The sequence below is a fragment of the Mesorhizobium sp. M0152 genome (genome assembly GCF_040322415.1).
In the GTDB taxonomy this organism is placed as follows: domain Bacteria; phylum Pseudomonadota; class Alphaproteobacteria; order Rhizobiales; family Rhizobiaceae; genus Mesorhizobium.
The window spans coordinates 1-12,335 of the sequence record NZ_JAMYTH010000077.1; the positions used below are offsets into that span (position 1 = coordinate 1).

The window sequence follows — 12,335 nt, forward strand, 5'->3', positions numbered from 1 at the left end:
GTCTATCCGGCGTCAAGTCACGCAGGCATAACCAACTACATTAATGATCGAAATGCGTTCGATTTCATATCCGCGCACCAACGCCATTTTTGGGGCTACCGCACCAGGAGATCGCAGACCTGACGGAACAGGAGGATCGGCTGTGCGCGTAATCCTGGCCACGGTAGGGCCTGTTAAAGTTTGAAGCGGCCAAGGCGCTGATCGTTCAGGCGGTACTGCCAAACCAAGTTCGGATCCTTAGGGTTGACGCCGGACGTCGACCAGGCGGAGCGCTCGTACTTCGCAGCGTCATGCAAAAGAAGATCGCCATCACAGCGCGACGGCTGTAACGACGAGCGAAGACGATGACGTCCGACACTGTGAGTTAGAAATTCGATGACACAGACGGCGGCGAGGGACAGGATCACGAAAGCAGTAGAGAGGCTGAGCAGGCGAAGGCCGGCTTCCTGATCGGGCAGGGCGAAGAAAGCGAGCACGCCGCCGGCGAAAATTGCGAACGCGAACCTCATGAGCATGACACAGAGCCTCCTATTTCGATGTTGATCATTATAATATCACAGATCAAGCGTCATCAAGAATGATCAACGGAGATAGGATGGCCCCTCATGGATCAAGCGTTTTTCGAAGGCTGGGGGCATGGTGCCGCCTTGGCGGTATCGGCCTCAGAGTGCGGCGGCGTTTGAGGTGTTACACGACAAATTCATGAGTCGGATGACCAAGCCGTCCAAACTGAACCATTTAATTATTCATTTTCAACAGGGCATGCAGATCGAAATGCTATCGTGCTCTGGCAACGATTTAGCGGCGGCCAAAAGCTATACGCCGTCACTTTGCGGGAGTATGGGAATGCCGCGACACTTTAATAAGGCATTTAGTCATCGTCTCGGCTAACAGCTGAGCACTAGACATTTTACAAAAAATGGCCGTCATATTCCGACCGATAAGCAGGAGTGCAACTGTGCCGATATTTAAAAACAAGACAGAAGACAGCGATGGTTGGCTTTCGATCCTGCTCGCCCTGCGACTTCGCCAAATCGAGAACGAGTACCCGGACTATGCGAGTTTTGCCGACGCTACGGGGCTATCGCGCGGCACGCTCTACCAGTTGCGGACGGGGAAGGGGAACCCGACATTCGTCACCCTGGAGCGGCTGGCGCGGCACCTGAAGGTTCCGGTGTGGACGCTCATTGGTCGGACTGGTGACGACGACAGCGTGAAGCGGGACATCGAGACGTTCGGCTTCAGCTTCACCGAGATTGCGCGGCATATTGAGGCCACGCGTGCTGTGAAGCGCTCGATGACGGAGTTCAGTGGTGTTCCTTCTTTGAGAGAGGCAGCCAGCCCCGCTGGGGTAACCTCCGAGAAGCAGGTGCCTCCGGTCAAAAAGAGACGCAGGACAAGCCAGTAGCATACAAGAAATGTAGAAACTGCTAAACTACCGCCGTAGATTCATTTGCTACGATAGGCGGAAAATATATTTTATATTTCTTTGACTCGCGTCAGAAAATCCGCCAGCGTCGATGCAAAGGCATCATTTTGCTGAAGGGTTCACCATGCAAGCGAATCTCTGGCAAGTCGCAGGAGACAATGCGCTCTATAATGAAGCGGCGGCGTTCGTCGATTGCCGCCCGAAACCATGGGTGGAAGAGGTTTCCGAATTTCTGCGGAAGAAAGGCAAGCCCGAGACGATCACGTTGGTGATCGGACAGTTCATCGTGGCGGCTCTGTTCGAAGGACGACACGCGGATCTGCTCTACTGGTCGTTGGTTGCGTCCGAAGTGAACTGCGGCGGGATGGAGCAATGGCCTGATGATGTGCGCCAGGAGCTGGCAAGCCATTTGAAACGGGGATTTGGAAAGCTCTCGTCGCGAAACCTCTCCCATTGAAGGCGGCTGGCCGACGGCGCGGCCCTCAATGGGGAGACGGGGTTACACCTGACCAGAGGCAACATTGATGTCGCTTCTGGCGGGACCGGGAGCGGATGAAGCGAGTTTTGTCTCACCACCGTTGGGCGTCTGAAAGTCGCCTGGTCCCAATTGGCAGACCGGTTGCGCGCCGCACCCCTCACGAATGGATTGGCCGGCCGAATTGAGGCCGGCATAGCGGCGGTTTACGTCGTTCGTCCAGTTACGGCGCTGGCTTTCCGTGCTGCCGTTGTAACGATCGGCGAGGCAGCGAATACTTGACGTGCCGCCGCACGATTTGACGGCATCGCGAAGCGTCATTACGCCGCCTTCAATGTTTTCGGACAAGATGCCCCGATCCATCCCGTAGGCGCGGCCGGTCGCCCCCGTAAGCTGCATCGGTCCAAGAACGCCACTGAAGGAGCCAGCACATGCTGACATCGCGCCTTCGTGAGCGGACACGGCAAGAACGAGCTTGGGATCAACCCCATACTTGTTGGCGGCGTCTACAATCATATTGGCGATGTTCGGGCTGCGCTCCATCATCTCTTGCGTGGACGGATAGCTCGGCAGACCCGCTCCGTTCTTACAAAGGGAACGCAAGGTCGTTTTGTCATTGAGGTCGCAAGAATTTGCATCCTGGCCAAAGGAATTCGCTTGCGCAACAGGCGCTTGTCCGACGACCAGGAGCGCGGCGAGGAGTATTCGGAAGGTACGCAGCATCTTACTTCCCCGGACAGAAATTATAGATGGTGCCATTGATGGAGAGCGCGTCGCTGGATGGGCGCGTAATCTTCATCGGCGTGATGACCGGGGAGCTGCTGCCACGCTCTGTACATGAGGCTTGGAACGCATCGCCTGCATGACGGGTGCCTGCTATCTTGCAGGTGCTTGCGCCGACGGTGATTGCGTCGCCGTCAAACTCGGCAAGTTCGAGAGCGCCGACGCCTTGGTCGAGATCGGCACATGTGTGTGTAGACGCTACGTATGACCCCTGCGGAGCCTTGAGCGGATCAAGCGCTTGCGCGATTGCCGGCGAGATCAAGACGGCTAGAGTCGTGAAGATTGTCGGGCTGGCCATGGCAGATCTCCTGAACGTTATCCCGCCGCGGCCGCCGGCAGGAGCCGCGGTCAAGGCCGCGCATCGCGCGCCGTGAGGGAAGCCTTGATCCGGTGGCGATGGCCGGTGGCAGGCTGGTGTACTGAATAAGGTCAGGTTTTCCATGTAGATCATGGTTGCGCTCCTTCCGAATGTCGAGGTTGCCGGAAACACACCGGGCATCGCGGCTTCACCTAGGGTTGCGGGACAGGGACCCGGAATTGGCATTCCGGGGCGATTTCACCTTGGAATACGATGCCGGCGCGAATAGTTTTGGCCTGAACATCATATGCACCCATTGCACCATTCCGAGCGACGTCGGGGCGGACGTTATTCGGTTGCGCGCCATATTCGATGAAACAGCCTGAGCCAGCGTCAGCGACCGTGGATCGGCCATTCTGGTAGATCGCCAAGCGCATGGGGCATCGTTTCAGCGTGGCATTGCCGACAGGATCGGCGCGGATCGGCGAGCAGCCGGTGAGCGTGTGCAGGACCGAGAGGACGACGGTTTTGGTCGGGCTGCGCACGACGATGTGACTCTCGGAAGCCGGCGCGTTGGCGACCGCAAAGCGCGTATCGCCTTTGGCCACGTAGGCGTCGTTATTCTGCTTCAGCCGGTCGGCCCATAGGGAGGCGTAGGGCACAGCTTCCGAGTTCGGGAGCTCGAGATCGGCGTAGGCGACGGCGCGCCAGGCGTTCGGTTTGTGTGTGAGCGACTGAGCCGAAGCGTGGGGCGCCAATGTAAGGGCAGTCGCGACTGCGACAAATGTCAGGCGTTCGTGCATTTTTGCCTCGCTTTTGTGCATTATGATTAAATCAATGTCTTAGCGGTTGTCGAGCGTGATATTTGAATGAACAAAGAAGCTCGCCTATCGGGGCTGGACCGCTTTGGACGTTCTGCATCGATGCAATCGCGGTAGGGCTGGCGATCGGAGCAACCATGGGCAAAAGCGCATGGCCAAGACTGGCGGAGCACCTGCGGGGGATCGGTAACATGGAAGCGGGGTTCTGGATGACGGTCGGAGCCTTCATGTTGTCGATCTTGCCGCCGGCGACACATGGCGTGGAACTGCCGCGCTGGCCCTGATGTGCGGGTGGATCGTGACAAGGGCGACCTTGCGGGATGATTCTGTGAACTGGCCGGGACGATGCTGCGCCACTTAGGAGACATCTCCTATGCCCTCTATCTGATCCATCTGCCGGTGCTGGCAATGTCCAATTGGTCCCTTGGCCAATTCCTGGGCGCTCCGGCGACGGCAACGCTCTCGATCGCGATTGCGATCGAGCTGTCTCATGTGCTGACAGCGGCGATCGGAGATCCGCTCCGCCAGCTCGGCCGCCAATGGTCAAATCGAACAGTCCGGGAGGTGTCGCCGTGACGGAAGAAAATCGTCAGTGGTCGCTTGGTGGTGAAGATGCCGATCAAATTCCGCGAGGAGCGCTGGCGCTGGCGGAGCAGCTATTGACCGAGACCGACGGCGATGGTGGCAGCGCTCGTCGCGGCATGCTGCGTCATTGGAGCCATGCGCTCGGCGGTATCGAGGGGTATGGTGCGCGACGGATCGCCGTCAGGGGTCGATATCGCGCAGGTGCTGGAGGTGTTCGTGCGAAGCGAGCCCCCAGCAGAAGAGCAGAACCTAACCGGTAGATGACCTCGACCGTGAAGTAGCTACGATGTTGGGAGGCTGTGCAGCGTACCGCTCGATCCCCCGGAATCCTGAATGCCCGTACCCGCGAGTTGATCTTCGTGGGCGACCGTCAGCAATGCCGAGCACTGACACTGATTTCGCCTCGAAAAGGGGTTGAACTAAAGGCCTTGCGAAACGGTTTTGGCCGAACGACAGATCGATCTCGCAAAAGTGCGGGAGCATGATTTTTCGGCCGGAGGTGTGCGACGCGGCCGCCGTGCTGAAGGTGGCCATGACTGCTGGCGCGACCACACACAATAGGCTCGAAGTCGCCGAAGACGACCGTCGCCATCTTCGAACTGGGGTCTCCACGAAAGAGACGCGTTGGTGAATCGGCACGCTGCGTGACGACAAATCCGGAGCGTCGTAAAAGCCGCTCGCAGCTTACCTCTGATACGCTGCGGACAATCTTGGCGACGCCGGCGCCTTGCCGTTGGTTTGGCCGTCGGCTTCTGTGCGCATCTGGCCTGCCGACACGCGGTAGTGTGATTGCCGCCGCTTAGTAGCGGTTGCCGAACCAGCCCTTGCTCTTGGGTGGCGAGGGTTCCTGATAAGCCCACGGGACGGATTTGTAGGACGACCTCGGGTCTTGGACGCGCCAAGCCTTCTGCCAGTAGTAGAAATTGAGGGGTACTCGGGCGAGCACGCGACCATCGGCAGACAGAAGGTCGGAAGCGCAGGCGACGACGGGGCCGTCGTAATATTGCACGCGGCCGGTATAGCCATTGAGCGCTCCTGGCCGGCAGGCAAAGACGCGAACGCCTGCAGCGATCGTGTCCGGGGCTTCCGCGGGGACGGAGATCGTCTTGATGCCTTCCTTGGTGATGAGCGTGCGCACGGGCACAGAGCTCCAATGGGAGCGGCGCAAGGCGTTATTCGCCTGAGTTTCGGTTGGGTAGCCGGTACGCTGGGTAATGATCGGCGGGAAGCGGCCCCAGTCGGGCGCATATTCCTGCCGGCTGCGACTGACCCGATCGGGCTTCCAATAGGCGTCCGTAGCCGAAACGGATCCACGCGGGACCGAATGTGCAGCCTTCGGCACTCGCCCGGCGCAACCGGCGAGCAAGGCCGCGGATGCGACGATGGGGAGGATGTGACGAAAGGTACGCATATCGTGTTCGAGGGTCATGGGTTTCGCAGGTGAGAATTTCCGGTAGAGCCAAGGCATCTGGAAGGTGCTGGCCGAACTGCCGCGATGGGTTTTGCGAGCCTCGCGCCCGATCTGGGCGTATAGGGGGATGCGACGATCGGGATCATCGGGGAGGGTGACGGCTACGCCTGCTTTCAGCCTCTCGCCGGCGACGTCGGCCATTTCGCTGGTTGGACGACGCCCTGGCCATAGCCTCGTCTTTCCGGATCGGCGAGCTGACAACCCATTTTTTCAAGGTGGCGGTTACGAGCCATGCCATGGCGACAACGCCACAAGGCCACGTCTGCTTTCCCAGCGTCGCGGTCTGGCCCAGGTCGCAGCCGTCGACTCCGCGATAGGTGCACGAAGCAAAGTTGATTGCTGGTTCCCATGAATCACTCCTCTTCAGATTCATTGAATCAGTAAACTATCTTGCAAATCGCCGTGCAAGTGTCTCTGACTCATATCCAGCCAGGGAAGGAGGGTGCTCGTATCCGGATCGGTGCCCGATGGGCCGGGTAGGGGTCTCGGTATCGAGTTGGCGCGTGGCGGTCTGATTTTCTGGATTTCGGCGAGGGCTGGGACCATCAGGCAATCGATACTCTGAATGCGCGCTATGGCGCGGCGGTCGCAATGGCATCCGACTGGACGAACTCAGCGGCTTCGTGGGGAGGCTTGCTTGATGTCGCTGTGAGCCTCCCGAAGCCGCTGTTCGAGCGCTAAATAGAGAGACGTAATCGCATTCAGCTTTGTGAAGAACTGCTTGCTCTGCGCAGGGTTGCCCGGCACAGGTGGAGGGGACAAAGCAAAAAGAGCATCCCTATCAGCGTCTAATTGTTCCAGCTCCGCACAGAAACGGCAAACCTCGTGGTCGGTCGTTCCGGAACTCCGATGTGATGCACGGCGCGAGGCATGTGTTGAGTTAGTCTGCCGACCCACATCGTTTGACGAAATTACGATCGTATCCAAGGCGTTTCCTCCACGCCGGTTGTGGCCATGCAATCTGGAATAAAGCGGGTTGCAACCTAAGTATACTGGCGGTTTCGCCTGTCACTTTTGACAGGGCGCAAGACGCTGGAATCCCGCGAGGAGCAACCTAGTTAAATAGCCCGCGCGAATGGCTCGGAGAGGCACGTCGATAGCAAGGAGGTAAGCGCAATTGGACTCACATTTTCACTACATGACTGAGGGTATTCGAGCAGTTGCCTCTCCTGCGGATGCAGCGGACCTTCTGAACACAATTGTCCAAAGTTACGGCCTGGAGACGGCGGCCTTTCTTACCGTCAGGCCGGTTTATGAGGAACCGAGTAAGCCGTTCTATGTGACCACCTATTCGCCTGACTGGGTGAAACGCTACATCGAGAAGGATTTTTTCGAAATCGATCCCGTGCTTCCCTACGGGCTGCGTGCTGTGACATTGGTTGATTGGAAGGAAATTGACCTATCGGACAAGGCTGTGCGGACATTCTTCGGAGAAGCGAGGGAACATGGGGCCGGAAAGCATGGCGTCACGTTCCCAGTTAGGGGTGTCGACGGCGACCGCGGCATTCTGAGCGTGACGAGCAACGAGAACGCAGCGGCGTGGCAGGCGTTTCTCAAATCACAGGTTCGTGACTTCCAGCATCTCGCCGGCGAATTTCACCATGCTATCGGTCGAATTCAAGGAAGGGCTCTCCATCAGACGGTCTGCTCCGACAGAGAGATCGAATGCCTGAAATGGTACGCGAGGGGAGAGAAGGTCAAACGGACCGCAGAGATACTGTCGCTATCCCCTCGCACGGTCCGATTTCATCTTGATCTGGCACGGGCCAAGCTGGGTGCCAAAAGCTTGGCGCATGCAGTTGCGATCGCGACAGAGCGCGGCCTTTTCTTCCAAAGACGGTTTTGATCGCTAGCCAAGCGCTTCCGGGAAGGGCCGCCGGCGATGGTTGCCGCCGGCAATATTTGTACCGCTCCGTGAAGCTGGGATTATAGAATGATGAATGACTAGATCATGGGGAAAGAAGGGAGACGGCGCTCTGGACAACCTCATCCGGAAAGGCACCGCGACCCTCTGAGGGCAGAACGCTGGCCAAACCAAGTGCCCTATTCACAAACCATACGGTACCGCTTGCCGGGCTCGCTGACGTTATTGCAGACAAGCAGCTTGTGCGGCTCGGAAGAGGAGAGCGGAGGACTTGCGACCCGCGATCCACGTCTGTTTGATGTCTTGTGACTTGCCGTAGGGCGCGGTTCGAGCCTTTCCGGCTCCTGTGGCGCAACCGGAAACACGCTGGTTTCGATGTGGGGCTTTTGCAGGCTTGGCGGCTCTTTGTCAAAGAATCGCCTGGCATCAAGCGATCGCGGAATAATCACCGTACCATCATCGCTGTGCGCGCAGCCGCTGCCCAACAGTAAAGCCAGCCCCAGGAAAAAGGCGGTGTCCGTCCAAACATAAGCACTACCTCGGCGGGCATACCCTTCAGCCCTACAACCACTTTTGTTTCCACAGCATGAATTCGATCTTGCCGGGGACATCAAGATGCTCCGGAAAATCGGGAAAGGAAATGGGCTTGCCGTCGCGGACGAAGATGGCGACATCATTGCTGCTATTCGTCGCAACATAGTTTTCTCGCCTCATTTTTCCGCCTTTGGAGTCGAACACAAATCGTGTCGAATTGATCCATGATGGTGAAATGAAGTTAAGATGATCAGCGATCTGCCAGACGCGACCCAAACGCACGCGGAATGCTGCAGAGAAGTTGATGGGATCTGGGATGAAGATTGAGAGGTTGCGTACGCCAATCTCATCAAGCCTCTCCAGGAGTCGACTGAGAACTAAATGATGATCATTTGTGTTGCGCAACAACGGAAATTGATTGTAGAGCCTGATTCCGCGCCGTCGAAGCTCTTCGATTTTTTCTGATACATCTGTGCAGATTTCATACGGATGCACAATGTGAAAAACTACGCGGACATTGTGCGTCGCAAAGATTTCAATTTTCTCTGGTGTGAACGCATCTGGTTGATACACAATAGCTCTTGTATGAATACGGATCGACTTTACCGATGGAACCGAGCGAATCCCCTCCATGGTTACCTCCAGCCGGGATGTTGGCAGGATCAACGGATCTCCGCCTGATAGGATTACCTCCGTGACCTCTGGGTGGGTGCGTAGATATTCGAGCAGCTGGCGCAGATCTGCATTCTGTCCATTTCGCGGGTCAACGGCATTGTTCTCTGTAAGCACGTCTGTTCGGAAACAATACTGGCAATGCCCAAAGCACTTCGAGGTGGGTAGGAAAAGGATGCGGTCGGCGTATTTTCTGATCAAGGACGTTTTGTTCGTATCGCCGAGCGCATTTGATCGGTCATCGACGAAGTCGTTCACCTCATTGGGAGCCCTCAACGAAATTTTGTCCTGCGTTGGAAAGGACGCTCGATGAAGCGGCCCCAGATGATTGCCTAGCGCCTCAACTTCTTCCCTGACTTTCATTTCATAGAATGGCGTGACCTTTACGGGCAGCAGTCCCTGCTTGATAGAGATGGTCTTGAACGCCTGATTGATGGAGGACTGGTTCATGTTAGTTCCGCTCGATTGTTGCGGTTCAAAACAATGGCAATGAGGGCGATAGATGCAATATAAGGGAGAGAGACTCCGGCGCCGAGTATGATCAGCACAGCGGGAATGACAATCACAGCAGCAAGTAGCCTCGAAACCAATCCTTGCCTGAGTCGGACCAGTGCAACCGCCGAAACGACGTAAATGGCAAGAAAGTTCATTCCGGCCAAGCTGAACATTAATTCGATATTGAGCAACCCAATCTGGTCACAGGCGACGACTATGATCAGGGCTGCAGCCACGCAATAGACACTGTTGCGAGGCGCACCATTGTGCAAGCAACCGAGACTGGCGGGAAGGAAGTGTCGTCTGGAGAGGTAGAATACCAGCCGTGAGACGGCCACAACTGACCCGAAGAGATTGGCAGCGACCAGCGATGCGCCAAGCACGGGAACCAGCCAATGTGGAGCGGTAGGTGCGATTTGCGCCGCAGCCTGGAATATTGGAACATTGAAGTTCGACTTAATATCAGCGATATGCACGAGCGCCGCGCTGCCGACGTAGACGGCGCAGATCAGAATAAAGGCAAAGACCATTGCTCGGCCAAAATCCCTCTTAGGATTCCTAAAATCGGCGGACAAATGGGACGCGATCTCCCAACCGGTGAAGGAGAAGAAGATCAGCGGAATCTGGCTCGCAATCGACGGGAAATCTGAGGGTCGACTGAAGCGGACTCCGTTGGCCCGTACTGCCAGCACGATTAGCACAAAGAGAGCGCCTATCAAAAGCGATAAGGACCAACCGCCCACCAGCTTCACGCCACTGCGGAATGTCTCACCAGCGGACAGGGCGAAAAAGCCAGCAAGCAAAATAAGTAGCGCCGCAATCAGATGAACATCAACACCGGGCCAAGTTAGCATTTGTAGGTAGGCCGAACCCACAATCGCGATAGATGGCAAGCCCAAAATTACTGCTCCAAGAAAGAGCATTGACACGAGCAGTTCAAGGTATTGGCCAAAAGCAAGCTTAGCGTAGTACGCAACACCGCCGGCACTCGGGTATGCACTGCCTAACATAACCATCGTGGCGAGGATTGGCGCAGACAGCAACGAGCAAGCAACCCATGCGTAGATGCCCTCACCGCCGATTTTTGCGAACACTAGTCCTGGGAGCACAAGAATGCCGGATCCAAGGATCACTGTAGCTATAAGCAAAGTCCCTGAGGCGAGCCCCAAATGTCCCCTGAGTTCGTTATCGATAATATCTTTCATAATACCCTCGGAAAGTATAATTCGGCACTAAGATGACAGTCGCAATATAGGCGGGGCGGATGGCGAATCCTTTGGTGTACTGTCAATCATTTGAAGTGCAGAGGGCACTCGAGTGGGGCCTCCTCATTGTTGTCGGGGATCATGTATTGCGGCCACTGCGCTTCGCCGAGAAGGTAAGATCCCAGCAACGGGCTGTGTGCGACATCGTCGTAGATGTCGATGTTGCGCCTGATCGTTGCTGTTATGGCTCTGCCTTTCCGATCAGCGGGAGCAGCTATGTCGAAGATCTTGCGCGGATTTATAACGAATGCCAGCCCGGGGCCTAGGTTTCTACTTTTACGAAGAATATGCCCTGGATGACTTACATTCACGAACAGTTCACAGCCGTCAAAGCACATCGTCCACGTATGATGCGCAGGATCCTTGGATACGTTCGCAGGCCAAGTTCCGTGATCCTCATCCAGTAGAAACTGCATCGCTTCTATGAATACCTTCTTGAAATGATCTGTGGCTATAAGAGTGATTATTGGCTCAAAAAGCACTAGTAGTGGGCAATGGTGGTTGAGGGCGACGGAGCGAATATTAGTGTGTGCGATGTAGGTGCGTAGCCCAGAAGCCAAAACACCAAGGTCATATTGTGAAGTCTCGAATTTGTATGGAATGAGGAGGAAGCGTAAATTGCCTCGTTTGACCGCGTTCTGCCCGAAAATACAGGGAAACCTAGGGCGGGTTTCTGTCTCGGCTTCGAACTTCGACAGAACGTGCGAAATCGCTGCGTGGCCCCACCAGAATTCAGCAGTGAGGTTAGCAAGTTCTCCTTGGTTGATCAGCATGTCTTTCTCCCAATTCGATTTGGCAATCCGTTGTTGGAGTTCGTTGCGCAGACGGATTTGTGCAATGCGGCGTGCATGTATCCGATTGCCCGCGAGCCGTGCTATCGCCGTCACCGCCTTCGCGCCGAGAGCTGCGCCCACACGGTGGCTGTCTCTCCGCGCGGCTCAATCCGGCAAAACGACAAATCAAAGCCGGGGCCTGAAAACACCTGCTAGTTGAGAGATGCCGGATGTGCCGCTGTAATGCGCAATATCTTCCGTCGGCTCGGAAAGCTCAGTTTTCGCGGGTAGACCGCATGTTGGGCGGGCCTGGTCATGGTTGATGTCTCCTCAGTCCTTGCCTCAACGCGTTTGGGGATAGCCCTGCATGCATCGTACCAAACCAGAATATCGTGTCAAAACAACAGGATCACTCATAGAACGCTGCGTCTCATGTCCTAACATCGTCGAGGATCCGACAATGAGTATGCGGAAGAACCCGATCAGGATGAGAGTTTCGCGGTAGGGACGCTCATTGCTGTGCGCCCCCGGCACACATCCACGCGGGCGGCTTTCCCGCACGTGGCTCCTACCTCGGGTGTTTGACGGCGAAGCGAACACTCGGCCATGGATGAAGGTTGCAAGGCTTGGGAAGGTAGTCGTTGGCTAACTGCGCGATCCATTCCCACGTAGCGCCGTCCTTCTGGCTGCGTCGCTGGAGCGTACGCCGCCAAAGGTCGATCACATGATACCTGAACGCTGTGAGCGCCCGGATACTTGTTGGAACCGGGGGGGGGGGGGGGGGGGGGCGCGGGCGGGGGGGCGCGCCCCCGGCTCGGGGGGAGCGGGGCGAGGGGGGGGGTGGGGAGGCGGGGGGAGGGGGGGGGGGGG

General features: G+C 56.8%; 12 protein-coding genes. 4 read left to right on the forward strand and 8 right to left on the reverse strand.

Annotated features, from left to right (window positions below; translation table 11 throughout):
- Positions 1-173 precede the first annotated feature (173 nt).
- Positions 174-515: a hypothetical protein gene (locus NKJ26_RS32355; RefSeq protein WP_352699842.1), complete on the reverse strand. Its 342-nt coding sequence runs from the start codon at positions 513-515 to the stop codon at positions 174-176.
- Between the two features lie 443 nt (positions 516-958).
- Here NKJ26_RS32355 and NKJ26_RS32360 point away from each other — a divergent pair, with 443 nt between their 5' ends.
- Entirely contained in the window at positions 959-1,408 is a 450-nt protein-coding gene (locus NKJ26_RS32360) for a helix-turn-helix domain-containing protein (protein ID WP_352699844.1), read from the forward strand.
- Positions 1,409-1,553: 145 nt separating this feature from the next.
- Entirely contained in the window at positions 1,554-1,886 is a 333-nt protein-coding gene (locus NKJ26_RS32365) for a hypothetical protein (RefSeq protein ID WP_352699846.1), read from the forward strand.
- A gap of 42 nt (positions 1,887-1,928) precedes the next feature.
- On the opposite strand, the gene NKJ26_RS32370 is transcribed toward NKJ26_RS32365, so the two are convergent.
- The 3 genes from NKJ26_RS32370 to NKJ26_RS32380 all read right to left on the reverse strand — a co-directional run bounded on the left by NKJ26_RS32370 (position 1,929) and on the right by NKJ26_RS32380 (position 3,788).
- Positions 1,929-2,627 carry a transglycosylase SLT domain-containing protein gene (locus NKJ26_RS32370; protein WP_352699848.1) on the reverse strand — a complete coding sequence of 233 codons (699 nt, stop codon included), beginning with the start codon at positions 2,625-2,627 and terminating at the stop codon, positions 1,929-1,931.
- 1 nt (position 2,628) lies between these two features.
- Positions 2,629-2,985 carry a hypothetical protein gene (locus NKJ26_RS32375; protein WP_352684941.1) on the reverse strand — a complete coding sequence of 119 codons (357 nt, stop codon included), beginning with the start codon at positions 2,983-2,985 and terminating at the stop codon, positions 2,629-2,631.
- 212 nt (positions 2,986-3,197) lie between these two features.
- Positions 3,198-3,788, reverse strand: a complete 591-nt coding sequence (locus NKJ26_RS32380; RefSeq protein ID WP_352699850.1) for a hypothetical protein — start codon at positions 3,786-3,788, stop codon at positions 3,198-3,200.
- Between the two features lie 363 nt (positions 3,789-4,151).
- Between NKJ26_RS32380 and NKJ26_RS32385 the strand changes: the two genes are divergently transcribed.
- Entirely contained in the window at positions 4,152-4,382 is a 231-nt protein-coding gene (locus tag NKJ26_RS32385) for a hypothetical protein (RefSeq protein ID WP_352699852.1), read from the forward strand.
- Positions 4,383-5,190: 808 nt separating this feature from the next.
- Here NKJ26_RS32385 and NKJ26_RS32390 read toward each other — a convergent pair.
- Entirely contained in the window at positions 5,191-6,003 is an 813-nt protein-coding gene (locus NKJ26_RS32390; protein ID WP_352699854.1) for a hypothetical protein, read from the reverse strand.
- Positions 6,004-6,979: 976 nt separating this feature from the next.
- On the opposite strand from NKJ26_RS32390, the gene NKJ26_RS32395 reads away from it, so the two are divergent.
- Positions 6,980-7,708, forward strand: coding sequence for a helix-turn-helix transcriptional regulator (locus NKJ26_RS32395; protein ID WP_352699856.1), 729 nt, complete (start codon positions 6,980-6,982; stop codon positions 7,706-7,708).
- 579 nt (positions 7,709-8,287) lie between these two features.
- Here the strand turns inward: NKJ26_RS32395 and NKJ26_RS32400 are convergent.
- From NKJ26_RS32400 to NKJ26_RS32410, 3 genes are all read right to left on the reverse strand, one after another.
- Entirely contained in the window at positions 8,288-9,382 is a 1,095-nt protein-coding gene (locus tag NKJ26_RS32400; RefSeq protein ID WP_352699858.1) for a radical SAM protein, read from the reverse strand.
- Positions 9,379-10,632 carry an APC family permease gene (locus tag NKJ26_RS32405; RefSeq protein WP_352699860.1) on the reverse strand — a complete coding sequence of 418 codons (1,254 nt, stop codon included), beginning with the start codon at positions 10,630-10,632 and terminating at the stop codon, positions 9,379-9,381. The genes NKJ26_RS32400 and NKJ26_RS32405 overlap by 4 nt, the downstream gene beginning before the upstream one ends.
- An 86-nt stretch (positions 10,633-10,718) precedes the next feature.
- A complete protein-coding gene (locus NKJ26_RS32410) occupies positions 10,719-11,606 on the reverse strand; it encodes a YqcI/YcgG family protein (RefSeq protein WP_352699862.1) in 888 nt (295 codons plus the stop codon).
- Between the last annotated feature and the right edge of the window lie 729 nt (positions 11,607-12,335).

Excerpts from the sequence above, each read along its gene's own strand:
- NKJ26_RS32390 (WP_352699854.1), bottom strand. The coding sequence starts at position 6,003 with ATGGCCGACGTCGCCGGCGAGAGGCTGAAAGCAGGCGTAGCCGTCACC.
- NKJ26_RS32355 (WP_352699842.1), bottom strand. The coding sequence starts at position 515 with ATGCTCATGAGGTTCGCGTTCGCAATTTTCGCCGGCGGCGTGCTCGCT.
- NKJ26_RS32375 (WP_352684941.1), bottom strand. The coding sequence starts at position 2,985 with ATGGCCAGCCCGACAATCTTCACGACTCTAGCCGTCTTGATCTCGCCG.
- NKJ26_RS32405 (WP_352699860.1), bottom strand. The coding sequence starts at position 10,632 with ATGAAAGATATTATCGATAACGAACTCAGGGGACATTTGGGGCTCGCC.
- NKJ26_RS32365 (WP_352699846.1), top strand. The coding sequence starts at position 1,554 with ATGCAAGCGAATCTCTGGCAAGTCGCAGGAGACAATGCGCTCTATAAT.
- NKJ26_RS32380 (WP_352699850.1), bottom strand. The coding sequence starts at position 3,788 with ATGCACGAACGCCTGACATTTGTCGCAGTCGCGACTGCCCTTACATTG.
- NKJ26_RS32385 (WP_352699852.1), top strand. The coding sequence starts at position 4,152 with ATGCTGCGCCACTTAGGAGACATCTCCTATGCCCTCTATCTGATCCAT.
- NKJ26_RS32400 (WP_352699858.1), bottom strand. The coding sequence starts at position 9,382 with ATGAACCAGTCCTCCATCAATCAGGCGTTCAAGACCATCTCTATCAAG.
- NKJ26_RS32370 (WP_352699848.1), bottom strand. The coding sequence starts at position 2,627 with ATGCTGCGTACCTTCCGAATACTCCTCGCCGCGCTCCTGGTCGTCGGA.